This is a genomic window from Cobetia sp. MMG027 (genome assembly GCF_027947415.1).
GTDB lineage: Bacteria > Pseudomonadota > Gammaproteobacteria > Pseudomonadales > Halomonadaceae > Cobetia > Cobetia marina.
Window position 1 is genome coordinate 200,109 of the sequence record NZ_JAQJIO010000006.1, and the last position, 20,635, is coordinate 220,743.

The 20,635-nt window shown below is 60.1% G+C and carries 17 protein-coding genes; 11 read left to right on the forward strand and 6 right to left on the reverse strand.

Translation table 11 applies throughout. From position 1 onward, the window contains the following. Positions 1-89 precede the first annotated feature (89 nt). The 4 genes from yidC to PJK54_RS10120 all read left to right on the forward strand — a co-directional run bounded on the left by yidC (position 90) and on the right by PJK54_RS10120 (position 7,264). Complete coding sequence (yidC, locus tag PJK54_RS10105; protein WP_077379744.1) at positions 90-1,754, forward strand: membrane protein insertase YidC; 1,665 nt, start codon at positions 90-92, stop codon at positions 1,752-1,754. 215 nt (positions 1,755-1,969) lie between these two features. Next, on the forward strand, positions 1,970-3,388 hold the full coding sequence (mnmE, locus tag PJK54_RS10110; RefSeq protein WP_271302751.1) for a tRNA uridine-5-carboxymethylaminomethyl(34) synthesis GTPase MnmE: 1,419 nt from the start codon (positions 1,970-1,972) through the stop codon (positions 3,386-3,388). 136 nt (positions 3,389-3,524) lie between these two features. Beyond that, positions 3,525-5,423: an ABC transporter ATP-binding protein gene (locus PJK54_RS10115; RefSeq protein WP_271302752.1), complete on the forward strand. Its 1,899-nt coding sequence runs from the start codon at positions 3,525-3,527 to the stop codon at positions 5,421-5,423. Continuing rightward, entirely contained in the window at positions 5,420-7,264 is a 1,845-nt protein-coding gene (locus PJK54_RS10120; RefSeq protein WP_271302753.1) for an ABC transporter ATP-binding protein, read from the forward strand. The genes PJK54_RS10115 and PJK54_RS10120 overlap by 4 nt, the downstream gene beginning before the upstream one ends. 136 nt (positions 7,265-7,400) lie before the next feature. On the opposite strand, the gene PJK54_RS10125 is transcribed toward PJK54_RS10120, so the two are convergent. The 4 genes from PJK54_RS10125 to rdgB form a co-directional block, all read right to left on the reverse strand. Continuing rightward, positions 7,401-9,035: a 23S rRNA (adenine(2030)-N(6))-methyltransferase RlmJ gene (locus PJK54_RS10125; protein ID WP_271302754.1), complete on the reverse strand. Its 1,635-nt coding sequence runs from the start codon at positions 9,033-9,035 to the stop codon at positions 7,401-7,403. Positions 9,036-9,275: 240 nt separating this feature from the next. Further along, on the reverse strand, positions 9,276-9,938 hold the full coding sequence (locus tag PJK54_RS10130; RefSeq protein WP_271302755.1) for an OmpA family protein: 663 nt from the start codon (positions 9,936-9,938) through the stop codon (positions 9,276-9,278). A gap of 84 nt (positions 9,939-10,022) precedes the next feature. Then, a complete protein-coding gene (hemW, locus tag PJK54_RS10135; protein ID WP_271302756.1) occupies positions 10,023-11,222 on the reverse strand; it encodes a radical SAM family heme chaperone HemW in 1,200 nt (399 codons plus the stop codon). Then, a complete protein-coding gene (gene rdgB / locus PJK54_RS10140) occupies positions 11,222-11,842 on the reverse strand; it encodes an RdgB/HAM1 family non-canonical purine NTP pyrophosphatase (protein ID WP_077380010.1) in 621 nt (206 codons plus the stop codon). Before rdgB ends, hemW begins: the two co-directional genes overlap by 1 nt. Positions 11,843-12,325: 483 nt before the next feature. Here rdgB and PJK54_RS10145 point away from each other — a divergent pair, with 483 nt between their 5' ends. From PJK54_RS10145 to PJK54_RS10175, 7 genes are all read left to right on the forward strand, one after another. Then, positions 12,326-12,976, forward strand: coding sequence for a LuxR C-terminal-related transcriptional regulator (locus PJK54_RS10145; RefSeq protein WP_077379759.1), 651 nt, complete (start codon positions 12,326-12,328; stop codon positions 12,974-12,976). Positions 12,977-13,558: 582 nt separating this feature from the next. After that, positions 13,559-14,242, forward strand: a complete 684-nt coding sequence (locus PJK54_RS10150; RefSeq protein WP_077379761.1) for a LuxR C-terminal-related transcriptional regulator — start codon at positions 13,559-13,561, stop codon at positions 14,240-14,242. An 11-nt stretch (positions 14,243-14,253) separates the two neighbouring features. Further along, positions 14,254-14,757 carry a CsgE family curli-type amyloid fiber assembly protein gene (locus PJK54_RS10155; RefSeq protein ID WP_077379763.1) on the forward strand — a complete coding sequence of 168 codons (504 nt, stop codon included), beginning with the start codon at positions 14,254-14,256 and terminating at the stop codon, positions 14,755-14,757. 78 nt (positions 14,758-14,835) lie between these two features. Next, entirely contained in the window at positions 14,836-15,249 is a 414-nt protein-coding gene (locus PJK54_RS10160) for a curli assembly protein CsgF (protein WP_077379765.1), read from the forward strand. Positions 15,250-15,276: 27 nt separating this feature from the next. Beyond that, on the forward strand, positions 15,277-16,113 hold the full coding sequence (locus PJK54_RS10165; protein ID WP_077379767.1) for a CsgG/HfaB family protein: 837 nt from the start codon (positions 15,277-15,279) through the stop codon (positions 16,111-16,113). 355 nt (positions 16,114-16,468) lie between these two features. Then, entirely contained in the window at positions 16,469-16,957 is a 489-nt protein-coding gene (locus PJK54_RS10170) for a hypothetical protein (protein WP_136939501.1), read from the forward strand. 266 nt (positions 16,958-17,223) lie between these two features. Continuing rightward, a complete protein-coding gene (locus tag PJK54_RS10175; protein WP_084209559.1) occupies positions 17,224-18,330 on the forward strand; it encodes a hypothetical protein in 1,107 nt (368 codons plus the stop codon). A 149-nt stretch (positions 18,331-18,479) separates the two neighbouring features. Here the strand turns inward: PJK54_RS10175 and PJK54_RS10180 are convergent, their stop codons facing one another. Both PJK54_RS10180 and PJK54_RS10185 read right to left on the reverse strand, forming a co-directional pair. Further along, complete coding sequence (locus PJK54_RS10180) at positions 18,480-18,890, reverse strand: hypothetical protein (protein WP_077379774.1); 411 nt, start codon at positions 18,888-18,890, stop codon at positions 18,480-18,482. A 120-nt stretch (positions 18,891-19,010) separates the two neighbouring features. Further along, a complete protein-coding gene (locus tag PJK54_RS10185; RefSeq protein WP_240499628.1) occupies positions 19,011-20,588 on the reverse strand; it encodes a bifunctional aminoglycoside phosphotransferase/ATP-binding protein in 1,578 nt (525 codons plus the stop codon). Positions 20,589-20,635 lie beyond the last annotated feature (47 nt).

Consider the following 20,635-nt stretch of genomic DNA (forward strand, 5'->3'; position numbering starts at 1 on the left):
TGGCGTTTTTTTCGTTATGCGCCCCACCGTTCGTACCCGGACTCATCTGACTCCCGCCAGATTGATTCACCCTCCACCGGGTATACACAATGGATGTCAAACGATTACTCCTCGTGATTCCGCTTGCGGTTGTCGCCTATCTGCTGGTCGTCCAGTGGAACAAGGATTACGACCAGCCCGCTGCAGAGACACAGGCTCCCCAGGTGGCCTCTCAGGCTGCCAACGCCACTGCCCAGGGCCTTGAGGCTCCGAGCAGCAGCAATGCTTCCAGCGGCGATACCGGTCTTGCAACGCCGGACAGTGCGACCAGTACTCCGAGCAACAGCCTGATCGAAGTCAAGAGCGACGTGCTGGACCTGCGTATCGACCCGCAGGGTGGCGACGTCGTCTATGCCGCCCTGCTCGAGCACAAGCAGAACAACACCTCTGAAGCTCCCTTCGTCCTGCTGTCTGACAATCAGTCACGCAGCTACGTGGCCAAGTCCGGCCTGCAGCTGGATGGTCACAAGGGACGTATCGCCTTCTCCGCCGATAGCAACAGCTACCTCATGGGCGAGAATGACGATAGCCTGCAGGTGGATCTGAAGGCCGACGTCAACGGCGTCGCGATCATCAAGCGCTTCACCGTCAGCAAGGACAGCTACCAGCTCAAGGTTGACTATCTGCTGGACAACCAGTCCCAGCAGCCGGTCGGTGCACGCTTCATCGGTCAGCTGGCTCGCGACAACAGTGCCGACCCGTCCACCGGTGGCGGCATGGGCATGAAGTCCTATCTGGGTGCGGCCTTCTCGTCAGAAGAGAACCACTACCAGAAGGTGGATTTCGAAGATATCCAGGACGGCAGCTTCAAGAATGTCGACATCCAGGGTGGCTGGGTCTCCATGATCCAGCACTACTTCGTGTCTGCCTGGGTGCCGGCTGACAATCAGAAGAATCTGTACTACACCAGCGTCGACAAGCAGAACCGCAACGTGGCGGCCTTCGCCAGCCCGACCACTCAGGTTGCGGCCGGTCAGCAGGCTGAGCTCGGTGCCACCCTGTACGTCGGACCGAAGGATCAGGACCAGCTGGAAGCGACCGCGCCCTATCTGGAACTGGTGGTCGACTTCGGTTGGCTGTGGTTCCTGGCCAATCCGCTGTTCTGGCTGCTGGAGCACATCCACGCGCTGGTCGGCAACTGGGGTGCCTCCATCATTCTGCTGACCGTGCTGGTGAAGGTCGTGCTGTTCCCGCTCTCCGCGACCGCATACCGCTCGATGGCCAAGATGCGCAAGATGGGCCCCGAGATGCAGCGCATCAAGGAGAAGTACGGCAGCGACCGCCAGAAGGTCTCCCAGGAGATGATGAAGTTCTACCAGACGGAGAAGATCAATCCGCTGGGCGGCTGTCTGCCGATCGTGATCCAGATGCCGGTCTTCATCGCCCTTTACTGGATGCTGATGGAGTCCGTCGAACTGCGTCACGCGCCGTTCATGCTGTGGATTCAGGATCTTTCCGTGAAGGATCCGCTGTTCATCCTGCCCATCGTCATGGGTCTCACGATGTTCATCCAGCAGCTGCTGAACCCGACGCCTCCGGACCCCACCCAGGCGAAGATCATGAAGATGCTGCCCATCGTCTTCACCTTCTTCTTCCTGTGGTTCCCGGCTGGTCTGGTGCTGTACTGGATCGTCAACAACACGCTGTCGATCGCTCAGCAGTACGTCATCACCCGTCAGATCGAGAATGCCGAGCCGACCAAGAAAGGCGCATGATGCCTTTCAGGTTCGCCTGACATGACTCACCCACGACCCTCGCCTCTGGCGGGGGTCGTGGCGTTTCAGGCCTCTGTTTTCTCGAGCGATCGTGACCGCCCTGCTGCCAGCTGATGCTTCCGGACACACCCTCGCTTGCTGTCGCGGGGCGTCAGCCGCGACAATAGCGCCCATCCCCTACACCTTCATTCCGGCTTCGTGCCCGAGGTTTCTGCATGTCTACCGCCTACCAGCCTGACTCCATCGCGGCACTGGCCACTCCGCCCGGCCGTGGTGGCGTCGGCATCATCCGTGTCTCCGGGCCGGCCTGCCAGGCCATCGCCCAGGCCATGCTGGGCCAGTGCCCCCCGCCGCGTCATGCCCACTATGGCCCGTTCATGGGACTGGACTCCCAGGGCAACCCCATCGCCCTCGACGAAGGCATCGCGCTCTACTTCAAGGGCCCGAATTCCTTCACCGGCGAGGATGTACTGGAACTGCAGGGGCATGGTGGCCCGGTGATCATGGATCTGCTGCTGGAGCGCTGCGTGCAGCTGGGCGCACGCCTGGCACGCCCCGGTGAGTTCAGTGAGCGTGCCTTCCTGAACGACAAGCTGGACCTCGCCCAGGCCGAGGCCATCGCCGACCTGATCGATGCCAGCTCACGCGCGGCGGCCGAGAATGCGCTGCGTTCGCTCAAGGGCGAGTTCTCGACGCGTGTCAGTGCGCTGGTACAGCGCCTGATCGAGCTGCGCATCTACGTCGAGGCCGCCATCGATTTCCCGGAAGAGGAAATCGACTTCCTGGCCGACGGGCATGTCGCGGCGCGCCTCAATGAGGTCAAGGCCGAGCTGATGGGCGTGCGCGCCGCCGCCAACCAGGGTGCCCTGATGCGCGAGGGCATGACGGTGGTGATCGCCGGCCGCCCCAATGCCGGCAAGTCGAGCCTGCTCAATGCGCTGACCGAGCAGGACACCGCCATCGTCACCGACATCGAAGGCACCACGCGCGACGTGCTACGTGAGCACATCCACCTCGATGGCATGCCACTGCATGTCATCGATACCGCCGGCCTGCGAGACACCCCGGATGCCGTCGAGCGCATCGGCGTGCAGCGCGCCTGGGACGAGATCGAGAAGGCGGATCGCGTCTTGTTGCTGGTCGATGCCGCGACCACGCCAGCCACCGACCCGATGGAGATCTGGCCGGAATTCGTCGCACGCCTGCCGGATCCGTCACGCCTGACGCTGGTCCGCAACAAGATCGACACCAGCGGCGAGACGCCCGGGTTGACCAACGTCACTGCCATCGAAGATGGCGATGCCGAGCAGGCACGTCATCAGGCCAGCGTGGTGCGCATCTCGGCGCGCGACAATCAGGGCCTGGATGCCTTGCGTGATCATCTCAAGGACATCATGGGCTTCACCGGCACGGCCGAAGGTCGCTTCAGCGCCCGCCGTCGTCATCTGGATGCGCTGGAGCGTGCCGGCGAGTCTCTCGACAATGGCGAGGCCCAGCTGCTTGGCGCCGCGGCGGGGGAGCTGCTGGCCGAAGACCTGCGTGCTGCCCAGATGGCGCTGTCCGAGATCACCGGCGAATTCTCGGCCGATGATCTGCTCGGGGAAATCTTCGGCAGCTTCTGCATCGGCAAGTGATCCCGCCGGACTGACCTTTTCCTCCCGAAAGCCTCCCGCCGCCAGCGCTTGCGTCTGGCGGACAGACTCTCGTTATACTGCCTCTGCCGAACATCTCCGAGTGGCGAAGATGGGCAGGGGCAGACAGGGAGTCGACATGGCGGGACGCGCAACATCGAACAGGCCGCAGGATTCCCATCGCGAGTCCCGTGACTCCAGCACCTCACTCCCGCCGAACCCCGCCGCCGAGCTGAGCACAGGGCCTCTTCCCGAGGCCCCATTGCGACATCTGCTGCTCGATTTCTTCACCCGCCACTGGCCCCGCTACCTGCTGGCCATCGCGTTCCTGATCGGGGTCGCGGGGCTGAATCTGCTCCTGCCGTGGGCCATCGGCGCCACCATCGATGCCCTGCGTGATGGCAGTCTGGATCATGATGCCCTGCTGACCCGCCTGTGGTGGCTGGTGGCAGCGGGCCTCGCGCTCTACGCCCTGCGCTATGCCTGGCGCGTGGCGCTGTTCGGGACCGCCTATCGGCTGGGGACGGAGCAGCGTGATGCCTTTCACGCCAAGCTGACACGCCTGGACCCCGGCTTCTATCAGCGTCATCGCACCGGAGACCTGATGGCGCACGCCAGTCAGGACATCGATGCCGTGGAGATGGCCGCCGCAGAAGGTGTGCTGTCCAGCGTCGATGGCGCCATGACCTTCGTACTGGTGCTGGGCATCATGCTGTTCGCGATCGATGTGCCGCTGACATTGCTTGCCTTGCTGCCGTTCCCCTTCATGGCCTGGGCCTTTGCCCGAATCTCCCGACGTATCGGACTGCGTTTTCGCGAATCGCTGGAACGCTTCTCGGACCTCAACGACCAGACCCAGGAAGCCTTCGCCGGCATTCGCATGCTCAGGAGTCATGCGCTGCTCGATGACGAAGCCCGCGCCTTCTCGAAACGCGCCGCGGCCGCCGAACGCGTGGATTATCGCGTCCAGACACTCGAGGCCGCCTTCAGCCCCGTGGTGTTTCTCTCGCTCTCGATGGCCACCTTGTTGACGCTGGGCATCGGCAGCTGGCGCTATCTCCAGGAGGCCATCACGCTTGGACAACTGACCAGCTTCTCGCTCTATCTCGCCCAGTTGATCTGGCCGATGTTCGCGCTCGGCTGGTGCCTGAACATCCTACAGCGTGGTGCGGCGGCCGCTCGTCGCCTGGCCATCTTCCATGCGGCCCCGGAAGCGCTGCAGGATACCGGTACACGGGATGAGGTGAGCGACCACTCACTCCGCCTTGAGATCAAGGAATTCCACTACCCCGGAAGCCAGCAGCGTGCTCTTGGACCGATCTCGCTTGAGGTGGCGGCAGGGGAAAGCCTGGGAATCGTCGGTGCGACCGGCAGCGGCAAGTCCACGCTGCTGCGCCTGCTGTCTCGCAGCTGGCCGCTGTCAGACGACCAGGGAACGCTGACACTGGGAGGTCACCCCGCAAGTGAGTACACACTTCACGCATGGCGTGGCCAGTTCTCGCTCGTCCCGCAGGATCCCTTCCTGTTTGCGCTCTCGGTGGCCGACAATGTCGCCCTCGCGTGTCCCGAGGCCAGCCATGCGCGGATACACCAGGCGTTGAGCGCCGCCGCCTTCGACAATGATCTCGCGCGTCTTCCCGCCGGGCTCGATACCATGATCGGCGAGCGTGGCATCACGCTCTCCGGCGGCCAGCGTCAACGCTTGGCACTGGCGCGCAGTCTGCTCACCGAGGCTCCCATCCTACTGCTGGATGACACCCTGTCCGCCGTGGATCAGGTCACCGAGCGCACCCTGCTGACCACACTGGCACGTCTGCAACACTCTGAGCGCCAGGGACGACGGCGCACGCTGATCATCAATAGTCATCGTCTGTCAGCCGTCCAGCGCTGTCAGCGCATTCTGGTCCTCGAGGACGGGCGCATTCTCGAACAGGGCAATCACCAGACGCTGCTCGAGGCACGTGGCGCCTACTGGCGACTCTGGCAGGCCCAGCAGGCAGACCGGGACAGCGATGCACCGCAGGGAGTGCGCTCATGAGTCACACGCAATCCGAGGCTCCCGTGACATCACGCTTGCTCAGCCGTCGTCGCCTGATACTGCTGGGGCAACCACTGAGGCAGCGCCTGGGGGATGTCCTGCGCGCGCTGTCGATCCTGATCGTTGCCACGGCGCTGGACGTCCTCGGCCCGTGGCTGACACAGCGTTACCTGGATGAGCACCTGATTCCCGGCAATCTGGCCCCCGAGGCGCTGGCAGGGCTGATGGGTCTGTACCTGATCACCCAGGGTGGGGCAGCCGCCGGGCGCTATCTACAGCAACTGCGCTTCGCACGCCTGGCCCTCGCCAGTGTGCGCGATCTGCGTGAGCGAGTCTTCACTCACCTGCTCCATCAGCCACTGACGACATTGGATACTCTGGCGGCCGGTGAACTGGTGGCACGCGTGACCAACGATACCGAGTCCCTGAAGGAGCTGTATGTCGGAGTGCTGGCCACGCTGGTCGGCAACGTGGTGCTGCTGATTGGCATACTGTCGGCCATGGCGTTGATGGATGGCACCCTCGCGCTCATCGCGATGGCACTGATTCCGCTTTCCATCGGCTTGATCTGGCTCTATCAGCGTTTCTCCGGTCGTGCTGCCAGTGAAGTACGCCGACTGCGCGCCTTTCAGAATGCACGTATCGCCGAGGCGATCGGCGGGATGAGTGTCCTGCAGGCCAGCCACCAGACGACGCGCTTCGGCGAGCGCTATCATCGCCTCAATCTCGCGCAATATTCAGCGCGCATGCGCACGGTACGCGTCTCGGGCCTGTTGCTGCGTTCCGCCATCGACCTGATGGCCATGCTGATCACGCTGACACTGGTCGCGGTCTTCGGGCTGCGTGAACTGGGCGGAGGCGCTGAGCTGGGCGTGCTGTATGCCTTCATCGCCTGGCTGGGGCGCATCAGCGAACCGCTGATCGAGATTACCCAACGCCTGCAGGTCTTCCAGTCAGCGCTGGTAGCTGCTGGACGTCTGGAAGAAGTGCTGGAGACTCCGCGGGAAGGGGAAGCGGCGGGGACGATGACGAAGTCCGGGGCAAAGGCTGTCCCCTCCTCCACGCCGGCGTCAGCACGAGCGAGCGAGACAGATGCCATCACGACGTTGGCGAGTGGTCACTATCAGCTCGAGCATCTGACCCACTGGCACCAGGGAGCAGAAACCCCTGCGCTGGATGGCATCACGCTCACGATCGAAAGTGGTGAATTTCTGGGGGTCGTCGGCCCGACCGGGAGTGGCAAGTCCACCCTGCTCGACCTGCTCAGTGGTCAGCGCCCGGCTCACCGCGAGCAACTCCGGCTGGATGGACGGCCACTGGGAGAGTGGTCAGCACACCAACGCGCAGCGGCCATCGCCATCGTTCCCCAGGAGCCCTTCATCCGTGCCACGACATTGCGTGACAACCTGCTGCTGGGACGCGAGATCAGCGATTCACGGCTGGACATGGTGCTGGACAAGGCACACCTGACGCCGCTGATCCGCGGACTGCCGGAGGGCCTCGATACGCTGCTGGGCGAGCGAGGCCTGAGCCTTTCCACCGGGGAGCGGCAGTTGCTGGCGCTCGGCCGTGCTCTGGTGGCCACCCCACGTGTCCTGCTGCTGGATGAGGCCACCGCCAGCATCGACAGCCATACCGAGGCGCTGCTGCAGCAGGCGCTGCAGGAGTTGCGCGGCGAGGTGACCCTGATCGTGGTGGCACATCGTCTGGCCACGGTGCGGGACGCAGATCGATTGCTGGTGCTGGAACAGGGGCGCGTCACGCAGCTGGGGTCACACGAAGAATTGATGACGACGCCCGGCCTCTACCAGCGCCTGTGGCAGGAAGATATTCCCCACTGACGCGAGGCGTCGCCTTGATCATTCATGTGAACGGGAACTGGATCACGCAAGACGCCCCCACAGGCGAAGCCTGTGGGGGCGTCTGTTCTGCGAAGCCTGAGTGACGGGCTTCCGCCTTCAGCTATCACGCCGACCTTCAGGGCTTGCGCGGACCGCGCGGCTTGCTGCCCTGCCCCTTGTCGGGGCTTCCCTTGGTCGCCTTGCCCTTCATGGCATTGTGTTCCTGCTTCTCACGCAGGGCACGCGCCTCACGGGCATCCAGCGGCTTGCCGACGTCGCTGGTGTCTTCAGGACGCTGCCTGGCGGCATACTTCCTGGGCAACTTGGTGGTGCTGGAAGAATTGACCTGACCATCGCGGCCAATCGCCGGCGTACTGCGCTTGCTGACGCGAGTGGAGCCTTCACGGCGCCCCTTGCCCGGCATGCTGGAAGACCAGTCGCTCCAGCTGGCAGAATCCTTGCCTGCAGCCTTGCCCGCCATCTCGCCCTTGCCACGCGGTTGTGCCGGCTCGGGGCGTGACGTCGACTTGCGCTCGGCGGGCTTTTCGCTGACCCGCTTCTCACTGGGGGCGGAATGCCCATGCACCTGGTCCTTGATCTGCGCCTTGATGCTGGTCTTCGGCTTGGCCGTCGCGGAATGACGCTTGCCCTTGGCCTTGGGCGTCGCGCTGTCATTGCGGACGCGCGGCTTGGCCCAGCCTTCTCCGCGCTTGAGCTTCTCACGCTTGGGCTTGGCCTGAGTCACTTCCACGTCGGCGTCGCGCTTGACCTTCTGGTTGAGCTTGCGCAGCGCCAGCAGCCGCTCGCGCGGCATCGGCTTGGGTTCGCTGCGCGCTCGTGCGACCTCTTCCGACAACCACCACAGGCCCTTGTGCTCGACGGCAACGGACTGCGGAGCCGGCAATGCGCCCTTGAGCACCTCGACCACCTCCTGCATGGCATCAGAGAACTGACGATCGAACTGCCACGGAGGATTGATCACCAGCATGCCAGAGCCATACATGCCGTGATCGCCCTCGGGCGAGTCAATCACCAGCTCGCTGCGCCACATCGGCGCGGGCGACTGCTTCTTGAGGCGCTCGAGCAGGTCATGTTGACGGCCGGCCGGCAGCAGCGGATACCAGATCATGATGGTGGCATGGCGAGACTTGCGCAGCGTCTCGACCACGACATCCGCCACATCACGGTAATCGTTCTTGAGCTCGTAACTGGGGTCGATCAGCACCGCGACACGCGGCGTGGTGACCGGCACTGCTGCCAACAGGCCAGACAGCCCGTCCTGCTGGCGGCGCATCACCTTGCCAAGACTGTCACGCTGCACCGGCGCCTGGTCGAAGTGGTAGATCTCACCCGGATGCAGTTCATACGCCAGCAGCCTGTCCCCCTGACGCAACGCCTGGCTCAACCACCAGGGCGAGCCGGGATAGACGCTCAACGTGGACTGCGCTCCCTTGCCACTCTCGGGCTGCATGTCGGCCAGCCTGGCCAACCAGCGTGCCAGTGGCTTGTCCGTTGCACCTGGGGCAGGTTCGCCCGCGTCCGTCAGCCAGCGATCGCGCACCTGCCACACTGGCAACACGCCCTGCTCATACTCGCGCAATTGCTCTGTTTCACGTGCCGCCAGGGGATACCAGCCGCGTCCGGCATGGGTATCGATGAACGTAACAGGCGACTCTTTACGTAATAGATGCTCGGCGAGCGTATTGGCCAGCAGGTGTTTGTGGAGATCGGCGAAGTTGCCGGCGTGATAGGCGTGCTGATAGGCGAGCAAATGCGCCTCCTTGATACGGCGATGTCAGCGGCATGATGCCGGCTGGACAGAAATCTGGGGGCGGTGGCTTCAGCCAAAGTGACCGATGGATGAAGACCGCTGAAGGGGCTGAAGGATAGCAGAGATGGTCACTTGTCACCCCAAAAGCCGTCCTTCACAGACGACAAGGCCCACGCCGAAGCGCAGGCCTTGTCTGAAACATCGATGCGACCCGCTGCCGTCAGGACAGCTGGCTGAGACTCAGCTTTCCAGCGGAGTCAGAGTGATCTCGACGCGACGGTTCTGTGCACGACCGGACTGGGTATCATTCGATGCCACCGGGCTGGCTTCGCCATAACCACGCATGTTCAGACGATTGAAGGCGATGCCACCACTGGCCAGATAGTTGCCGACCGCCTGGGCACGCAGCTCGGACAGATTCTGGTTGTAGTTGCTGGCACCGGTGGAATCGGTATAGCCCGCGATGTTGACGCGAGTCTCGTCATATTCCTTGAGGACCGTGATCACACCATCCATGACCGGCTGAATCTGGCCGGACAGAGTGCTGGAATCGGAACCGAAGGTGACGTTGGACGGCATGTTGAGGATGATCTGATCGCCGACACGGGTCACGCTGACGCCGGTGCCCTGCAGCTGATCACGCAGCTTGGCTTCCTGGACATCCATGTAATACCCGATGCCACCACCGGCTGCCGCGCCTGCTGCCGCGCCGATCAGCGCCTTGTCGAGACGATGGTTGCCACTCTTGGTCGCCCCGGCGATGGCACCAACGACAGCCCCGATACCGGCACCCTTGGCCGTACTGGAGGTCTGCTGCTCATTGGTATACGGGTTGGTCGTGGTGCAACCCGCCATCGCGACGGCAGCTGCCAGCGGCAGGGCCAGGAGTACGGAATTCTTCATGGTAACGCTCCCTATCTTCACTCTCATGGATGGCAAGACGACATCGGCGTAGTGCCACATTCTGGTGTGATCATGCCTGATCGTTCAGGTGTCGAACATGGCCAGCAGGTCATTGAGGAACAATAAGCCCTGCGGCGAGGCACGCAACAGCGCGTCATCCTCAACGATAAGCCCGCGCGCGCGCGCCAGACTCAGCCCCGGCTCCAAGGCCTCGCGCTCAAGCCCGGTCGTGCGGCGCATCTCCTCGAAGCTGACGCCATCCGTCAGACGCAGCGCATTCATCATGAACTCGAGTGACAGCTCTTCCGGGGCGATCTCCTGCTGACCGGCAATGAAGCCACGCGGGTCCTGCATGCGACGCAGGTATGCCTGGGGCTGCCGGCTCTTCCAGCGTCGCTGGAGCTGCAGCTCGCCAGTGAAGTTCCCGCTGCTGTCCGTCTTCGCCAGCGTCAGCTTGCCGTGCGCGCCCGCACCGATGCCGAGATAATCTCCGAATTTCCAGTAGTTCAGGTTGTGGCGTGCCCCTCGCCCCTCAAGGGCGTAGGCGGAAATTTCATAGCGACGGAATCCGCCGCTTTCCAGCATCTCGTGACCATGATCCTGAATGTCCCACAGCAGATCATCTTCCGGCAGCACCGGGGGGCGCGAGTAGAACTCGGTATTGGGCTCCAGCGTCAGTTGATACCACGAGAGATGAGTGGGCTTGAGCGCCAGTGCGCGCTGGATGTCATCCAGCGCCGTTTCCAATGTCTGCCCCGGCAGGCCATGCATCAAGTCGATGTTGAAGTTGTCGAAACCGGCGGCACGCGCGCTGGCAACCGCCCGTTCGGCCTCCTGTGCGGAGTGGATACGCCCCAGTACGCTGAGCTGTTCCGGCTGGAAGGTCTGTACCCCGATGGACAGCCGATTGATGCCGGCAGCGCGATAGGCAGCGAAGCGGCCTTGTTCCAGCGTGCCGGGATTGGCCTCCAGCGTGATCTCGCATCCCTCGGACAGTGCCACGCGCTCGCGAATGCCGTCGAACAGCCGCTGGTAGGCCTGCCCGCTCAGCAGGCTCGGGGTCCCGCCACCGATGAAGATGCTTTGCAGTTCACGCTCAGGCTGCCCCTGGAGGCATTGGAGATCCTGGTCCAGATCCGCCAGCAGTGCCGTGATGTACTCCACTTCCGGCAGATGGGCATCGCGGCCCACACCGTGGGAATTGAAATCACAGTAAGGACATTTGCGCACGCACCACGGCACATGAATATAGAGGGATAACGGCGGCAACGACTCGACGGACATCAAGCGCTCTCACTTGCAGCGGTCAATGCTTGAAGCAGCTGTTGCATGGCACGGCCCCGGTGACTGAGTCGATTCTTGGTGGATGCCTCAAGCTGTGCCGCACTCATGCCCTGCTCTGGCAACCAGAAGAGGGGGTCATAGCCGAAACCGCCATCACCACTCGGAGCGGTCAGCACCCGGCCCTCCCAGCTGGCCTGCACGATGATGGGGACAGGGTCTGCCGCATGCCGAAGGTAGACCAGCACACACCAGTAGCGCGCCGTACGCGCCTCCTCCGGCACACCTTCCAGCGCTGACAGCAAGGCCGCATTGTTGTCCTGATCTCCCTGGCCTTGCTGACGACGCGAGGCGAAACGTGCCGAGTAGATACCGGGCTCGCCGTCCAGCGCATCGACCTCGATCCCCGAATCATCGGCCAGTGCCGGAAGTCCGGTGATGGCGGCGGCATGACGCGCCTTGATCAAGGCATTCTCGACGAAGGTCAACCCGGTCTCTTCGGCATCACTGACACCCAGCTGGCTCTGAGGAATCGGGGCAATACCCAGTGGAGCCAGCAAGCGAGCGAATTCCCGCAGCTTGCCAGCATTGCCGCTGGCCAGCACAAGTGATGAGGCAGACATGAACATCTCCGGGGGTGGTGTCAGAAGAAACGTGCGACCCTGCGAGAACATCATGAAAACAGGCAGAGGGTACAAGACACATTCTATCGTGTGAGTCCGATAGGTACACGCGGGGCAGCTTTCATTCTGACTGAGCAAACTAGTATTGAAGCCTCACGAAAATCACCCGGCTCACTTGAGCTCGTCTGCCCCCGGATGCTCGATGGCTTACCAATCTCCACTCATCCCTACACGGGATTTCACTATGCCTGTTACCCACCAAGACTGACACCTTCCCAGGGCTCCTCCCAACCCACTGATCCCAAAGGGCTAATTCAAAGAATAACAAGAAGAGATTCTTATGCCATCTGGCACTATCCAAGGACGGCATCGCCTCATCACGCTTGTCTAGACTGAGAGTGATGACTCGCTGACCTGGCAAGCACTACATCCTTCGGTCTGTCACCGTTCCATCAGGTTCTGACACCACGGCAGGAGTGCCCCATGCAAACGACCAAAGTCCTGTTCGTGACCGCCTTGTCTCCACAGACTGAGCTGTTTGTCGATTATCTGCATGAACAGCTTCAATGCTCCGTGGAAGCCTGCGACAGGGAGGCCGACACGCCTGCCACGCCGAATCTGGTGCTGATCGACAGCGCACAATGCGACCTGGCGAAGATGACCCACTGGAGCTCGCTTTCCAGGTCAGCCGCATTCAATGTCGAGCATGAGGACGCTGCCATCGCCCTGCTTTTGCATGTTCCCTTGAACGGCATCTTCTACCGACATGATAATCTTTCTCAGATAAGTCAGGGTATAAAGGCGATGCTGGACGAGGAGATATGGTTATCGCGAAAATTGATGCAATCGCTGATTCGTCATTATCGTCAACAACAACAGATCGCCTTCCAACCTGTCATGGGATTGACGCAAAGGGAACTGGAAATATTATCCCTGATCGCCACTCGACAGAGTAATGTCGATATTGCTCAACGTTTGAACCTCAGTCAGCACACGGTAAAGTCTCATTTATATAATATCTTTCGTAAAATCAGGGTTCACAACCGGCATCAGGCCATCGAGTGGGCGCACGAGCATCTCAATCTCTACCTCCCGCAGCACGCCCCCCATCGATCACCGAACCCGGAAACCTGAAATTCGGGGCGATCTGATACGAGCGACTGGCGTAGGCCAGACCGACGCATCACACAGTGACTACCAGCACTCCTGCAGGGCTCTTGCAGGTAGTAAGCACTCCATTCGAGTGATCTAGTTCTGAAATCCTGGCAGAGTGCGTCGCTTTTCAGTCACGGCCGCACCCTTCAGTTACAAAAAGACAAGGCCTATTACACAACGATATGAAAGCGATGCACGAAGGCATTAGACTTGTGGTACCTTCGTACCAACAGAAGCCCTAACCCTAAAAGCGCAATGGTCTGGTTTTTATTGCACTCACCAGGATGAAGGTCAGGCGACAGATACCCCTATCATGGATTAGGTGCTGTTTTCGTTGTTATTTTCCAGAATCCGCCATATCAAATTTAGCAATAACAAATCTAATAGTTTAGCAAGTGCTGAATATAGGTTGCCTTATCGTGCCTATCAGGCAAATATAAAGGGGTGCCCGATGCGTAATGCCCGACGCAGAGGAGTGCCACTCGTCACAGCAACATCTCCAACCACTTTCGCAATGGCTCCGCCAAGAAAATCGGTAAGACAACTCAGAGGTCTCGCACCATGATTACAGGGAATGCAATGGTGCTGCTGGTGACTGACTGCAATCCGCAGTCAGCGCTGTTCATGGATTACATTCGCCAGCAGCTTGAGTGTCAGGTGGCTTCCGCAAGCCCCGACGAGGATTACACCCCAGGGCAGGCAGACAGGACGATCGTGCTTCTCGATACCGACCACGTCGACGAGACCACGATGCAACGCTGGGATGCTGATGCCAGTCAGGATGCCAGTGCCGAGCTGGCAGCGATCAACATCAGTGATGAGGAAGAGGCCGCAAGCCTGCTGGTCAGCACGCACCTGCAGGGTGTCTTCTATCGTCAGGACAGTCTGTCGCTGATCAGCAAGGGAATCGCGAAATTGCTGGAAGGCGACATGTGGATGTCCCGCCCGCTGATGACTCGCTTGCTGGACTTCTACCGTCGTCAGCAGCTGAACGCCTATCGCCCCGTCTGCGGTCTGACGCAGCGCGAGGTAGAGATCATCGGCCTGCTGGGCACGGGTGCCTCCAATACCGAGATAGCAGACCAGCTGTTCGTCAGCGAACATACGGTCAAGTCACACCTCTACAACATCTTCCGCAAGATCAAGGTGCACAATCGCATCCAGGCCATGAACTGGGCTCGCCAGAACCTTGCCATGCCGGTATCACGTACACCGCGTATCGCTCGTCGAGCACAGATGTCGTGAGCGCCGCAGGCATGGTTGTCCACCATGCCTTTGCATGGGGACTGGCACTTTCCCTGATGTCGCATGCCTCCGCGCAATCAGCGCCGGAGGCGGTGAAACCAGAAGTCTCGGTTGCCAGCGAAGGCAGCGGGGCCCGGGCGGATGGCCACGATGGGGTCGCCATCCAGCGGCCTCGCGCCAGACTCAGTGATGGCCTGAACGGGGTGATGATAGATCGCACCATGACGATGATCGGCAAGACCTTCTATCGTCAATTCAGCCAGCAACGCCTTGATAGTCCAGCCCTGAGAAACACCTCTCTGAGTATTCACGAGCGTCCTTCGGCACGCTGGGGCAGCCTCATCTGGATCACGGAGGGCAATACCGTTCTCTATGAGGCGACCCTGCCCCCGAGAGTGAATGACGTCGACCTCTACGCAAGCTCAGCCGTTACCACCGTCTCCAACCAGTTCCTGCGTCGCAAGGTGCTGGAAGCACTCCAGGACGATCCGGACATGGCGGGCGATGAATTCTGAAAAGCACAGGTTGAATCCATAATAAAAGGGCTTCGATCACGAAGACCCTGACAATGTGCAAGGGAACAGGGGAACATCATGAAGCATCAGACACTCGCGGTGTCGTTGCTGTTATCGGCGATGCCGCTATATGCCGGCGAACTCATCTATCAGCCCGTCAATCCAAGTTTCGGCGGCAACCCTCTCAATGGCAGCTATCTGCTCAGCAAGGCCCAGGCACAGGATACCCATGAGGATCCCGATGCCTACTCGTTCGACAGTCTTTCAGAGACAGAACTCTTCATCAGTGACCTTCGCAACAGCCTGGTCTCCGACGCCATCACCGATGCCGTCGATACCAGTGAGCCAGGCCGTACCAGCGTGATCGACAGCGCCCAGTTGCGTGTCGAGGTCGTCAGTAACGGCAATGGCGGTTTCTCCATGCAGGTGCTGGATCGTGCGACCGGAGAAACGACCGTCATCAATCTTGGCACCTCAGGCAATGCGTTCTGACACGACTTCTGATGAAGGGTATCGCGAATGAAGAAGATGCTTACCTCGCTGATGGCCGTGACCGGCCTGGCGCTTGCGGGCTGTGCTCCCATGGTGGCGCATACCGAGGGGCTGGCAGGGATGCCCAGCACCTTGATGCCAAGAACCACCACCTACAACGATCTGATCAATCTCCCGCCACCAGCCGGGCGAATTCCCGTCGCCATCTACGATTTCCGGGACCAGACAGGCCAGTACCGACCGGCTCCGGCCAGTACCTTCTCCACGGCAGTGACCCAGGGAGGGGCGGCCATGCTGAGTGCCGCTCTCTCCGACTCCGGCTGGTTCATTCCTCTGGAGCGTGTGGGCCTGCAGAACCTGCTCACGGAACGCAAGATCATCCGGGCCAATCTGGAGAGAACCGGCCAGGGGGATATTGAGGCATTGCAGGCAGCCAACCTGCTTTTCGAAGGCGGCATCATCGCCTTTGATTCCAATGTCAGGACAGGTGGCTCTGGGGCAGAGTACTTCGGTATCGGGGCATCGGGTCAGTATCAGGTCGACCAGGTGACCGTGAATCTGCGCGCAGTGGATATCACCACCGGGCAGGTCATCGCCAACGTCAATACCAGCAAGACGATCTACTCTCGCGAGCTTCGAGCGGGCGTCTATCGCTTCATCGATTTCAGTCGATTGCTGGAAATGGAGACAGGCTATACCAACAATGAGCCAGTCCAGCTAGCCGTGATGTCGGCCATCGAGGCCGCTGTCATTCACCTGATTGCTCAAGGGGTGGAGCGCCAGCTATGGGCCTTGGCAGACCCGGCGGACATGCAGAAGTCGGAACTGATGAGTTATCTCCAGGCGCCCACGCCAATGCTGTAACGCGAGCGAAGACACTCGACATCCGACTGGCTCTTCTGTCATGAAAGGCACCCTCTATAGGGTGCCTTTTTTATATATCATTGAACATATTGATACCATTGAGAAAACAACACCTGACATTACATGAGATTAAAGTGAATTTCTGAAGTATTAATAGTCTGAGTCTTCGCGAAGCGAGCCGCCTCATCATTCTGTTGGGAATGACACCATTATTACTCACTAACTCCCTCCTCAAGATTGACGATAAAAGACAGTCTCTTCTCACTCTCATAACCCTCAAAACAGCTGATGGCACCAGCTCCTGTAAAGATCAATAGTAAGTCCATCAGTAACGTGATCAAAACAGGTCGATACCATGAGTCTGGATAGCAAGCCGCGACAGAGATTATCTCAGGCAGGATTATTATTCGCAGCTTCCACCTTCAGCTTGCTTGCCATGGCGGGCGACCTGGCGATCCGTTCAGAACTGGAGTCATCCCGCTCCGTCGCCGACATTGCTCAGTATGGCTTCCGCAATGAGGCAACTCTCTCTCAACATGGATTGGCCAACGTCTCGATGATCGCCCAGCAAGGCGTCATGAATACGGCGATCAGTGTGCAGCAGGGAAGCGGAAACAGCGCCTATATCCTGCAAGATGGCACCCTGAATGAGGCAAACATACTCCAGCAAGGCCAGGGTCATGATGCCTTGATCGCGCAGCAGGGCATCTCCCAGTCCGCGCTGATTCAGCAGACCGGACTGGGGGGAGGCGCGATGCTGCTTCAACAGGGCAGCAGTCAGGTGCCCGTCAGCATCATCCAGCATGCACGCGGCCGTATGCAGGTCCAGGTCATTCAACAATGAACCTGATTGAGCTCATCACGCTCTCGAGTGCATGCGCTGAAAAAGAACAGACGAGAATAAAACGCCGGAAACAAAGGCATCGAATTCAATGGGAATGTCACCTTCAACGCTGGACTGATGACATTACCAACCTCTGATATCACGGCGCTGAAGTACGGCGCCAACCGAGCAGTATCGGCATGATCTCCGTCATGCCATGGGGACGCATCACACGTAATACATAATAAAAAACAGAAGACACCAATATTAATACAAGGGAACTTACCATGAAGATTCAAATCAGCCTTCTCGCTGCTGCCATCGCCATCTCTTCTCACGCCATGGCAGACAACAACACGTCGGATGTCGACCAGACCGGCTTCATGAACAAGGCCAAGGTAGGTCAGACGTCTCGAGATGGCGGCTCGCTCAACAGCTCACATGACAGTGATATTGACCAGACAGGGGCTTTCAACAAGGCCAACACCTATCAGAACGGCGTCAATCATACGATTCGCGTCAATCAGCTGGGGGGTGCCAACAAGGTAAAATCACAGCAGTACAGCAGCACCAACACCGGTATCGTCAATCAGACGGGTGCCTACAATTCCGTTGACCTGAACCAGAAGAGCTACAAGCACCTCACCCGCGTCACCCAGGATGGTTTTGCCAACCACTCTGAATCCTGGCAGGGTGCCAGCGGCTCGCCGGCAGGGCGTGAAAATACTCTGGTCGTGACACAGACAGGGGTATTCAATGATTCCATGGCCACTCAGCAAGGCAGTTATGCGATTGCCCGGGTGTCCCAGACCGGCTACCAGCACGCCTCGGATGTGATGCAGACCGGTGAGTACAACCGTGCACGTGTCACTCAGGAAGGACGCTTCAACAACTCCACGGTTTCACAGACCGGTGAACTGGGCCTTGCCGTCGTGACCCAGACCGGCTCACGTATCGATTCAACCGTCACCCAGGCCGGTGCAAATCAAGTCGCACGAGTCACTCAGGACGGCAGCTCCCATGACTCGCTCGTCAATCAGAGCAATGCGAACAACACTGCGCGGGTGACTCAGTCAGACATGCTGCAGTACTCCGACATCAGCCAGACGGGAAGCGAGAATCTGGCCATCAACAGTCAGAGCGGATATTCCAACTACGCCATCGTCGAGCAAGGTGGTACCAACAGTGACTCTCTGATCACCCAGACTGGCTACAACGATCACGCCCGCGTCCAACAGACTGGCTCTGGCCACAGCTCCGAAGTCCTTCAGCAGGCCGGTGGCATCCTGAGCTTCGTCGCCAACCGTGCTCACGTCGTGCAGTCCGGTGCGATGAACACGGCCAGCGTGACCCAGACCGGCGGTGGCAACGTGGCGAGCGTGATGCAGTACTGATCACGCCCAGCCAAGATGTCTTACAGAACCCCGCGCAAGCGGGGTTTTTCGTCTTTAAGCTCTGGTGATGGCATCAAAGAAAAAGGCCGCCGACACGAATGTCAGCGGCCTTCCAGTATCAGCTGCGAAATGATTATCGCGATGGCGGGTTACTTCTTTTCCAGTGTCACGGACTGTTCCGGGAAAGACTGGCGATAGGTCGAGAGGCTCTCATCCACCATCTTGCGACCCTGGGCGACCTGCTTGTTGCCACTGGTGATACGGCCCTTGCCTTTCTTGATCTGCTTGTTGCCCTTTTCGATCAAGGCCTGGCCCTTGCGAATATTGGCTTCTCCATCATCGACGAGATCTTCACCACTGACGATCTGTTTCTCACCTGCCGCGACCAGTGACTTGCCCTCTTCCCACTGGTCGGCCAGTTGATCGCGCACCTGGGCGACAGCCTTGGCTTCCTCTGCCTGCCCCCGCATCAGATCCGCCGTGGAAGGCTGACTTGAGCAACCGGCGAGCAGTGCAAGGCTGATGGCGACGGCAGCGGTAGGTGCAAGATTATGACGCATGGTATTTCCTTATCTGATGCAGGGTTCTCAAATGCAGATCGGGGATTCGTGCAAGCATTTGCCAAAAATGAAAGGAGCATGACGATCACTCGCCATGCTCCTTTCAGCATGTCGTTGGGCTCAGTGCAGTCTAAGCTGCTCGCGGATCAAGCGTGCCAACGTTACGTTAGCGTTGGGCGCTGTCGTGTCGATATGGATCAGTTGACCATGCTCCTCAGGAGCGAACGGCTCACGATTGGCCAATTGCTTGTCCAGCACCTCAAGCCCCGCCTCGGACGCCTCGCCACTACGCTGACTGCGCTTGACGATGCGCCTGCGCAGCGTCTCCTCATCGGCCTCGAAGCTGATCATCAGCACGGGCAGGCCACGGGCTTCTGCCTCGTGACGCAGACGATCACGCTGTGATTTCTTCAGGCAGGTGGCATCGATGCAGACGGGGATTCCCGATTCCAGCAGGGTGGCTGACAGATTCGACAGCCGCTCGTAGGTCGCATGCGTCGCCTGCGGCGTATAGATGCCACCATTGAGACCCGAGCCGGTGTCGGCATCCGCGGCAAAGCCATACAGACGCTTGCGCTCGACATCGCTGCGGATGCGTACACCCCCCAGCTCACGCACCATTTCTTCGGTGAAGCGACTCTTGCCGCTACCGGAGACCCCCACGCCGATGATCATGTACGGGAAGCGGATCTCGCTGTAGCGCTCCGCCAGCTCGATATAGCGCTCATACTCCGCCATCACGTCGAGGCGATCCGCGTCACTCAACTCCGGCTGGTGATAGCGAATCATCGCGACCTTGGCCCGAATCAGCGCGCGATAGATCTTGTAGTACGGCAGCAGACGCACCAGCGAGTAATCACCCGAAAGCTCCAGGTAACGATTCAGGGCGTGATGGGCGAAGGCCGGCTCATCGCGGGCTTCCAGATCCATCACCAGGAAGGCCAGATCACAGCCGACATCGTTCCAGCGCAGCTCTTCATTGAACTCGATACCATCAAAGAGCAAGGCTCGGCCTTCGTGACGTACGGCGTTGCCCAGATGGATGTCGCCATGGGTCTCGCGCACGAAGCCTTCCTGCCAACGACGCTCGAATTCCGGTTGGAGACGCTGGAAGGTCTCTTCCGTCCACTCCTGCAACAGCGCCAGACGCTTGAGCGCAGCCTCCTCTTCGAGGCGCGGGCGAATCAACGTGAACTCATTGTCGATGGTACGGCTGACCATCTGCGGGCTGCCAAGATCACTGTCACCCTGGATGCGTTCAGCCTGCTCGTGGAAGGCCACCAGCTGATCGACCAGGTCGTCCAGCAGCTCCAGCGACAGCTCACCGCTGGCCTGCAAGGCGCTGAACAGGTGCCGGTTGGAGAACTGACGCATCTTCACCGCATACTCGAAGACGGCACTCTCATCATTGATGCGTGGCGCCTCCGGCGTACCGGAAATCGGCACGGTATCCAGATAGAGCGTCGGTGCCAGACGGCGGTTGAGGCGCACCTCCTGTTCACACAGGTGCTTGCGACGCTCCAGCGTGGAGAAATCCAGGAAGCTGCCGAAATCCAGCGGCTTCTTGATCTTGTAGGCGTAGTCGCCGGTCAGCACGATCCACGAGATGTGCGTCTCGTGCACTTCGATATCCTTCACGGGGTGATCGAAGCAATCGGCGGTGTGAAGGGCTCGAATCAGGGCCTGGCTCAAGGTCATCTCCGCTAAGGCAAGCTGGCTATAGGGTCATTAGCGCAATCGCTATC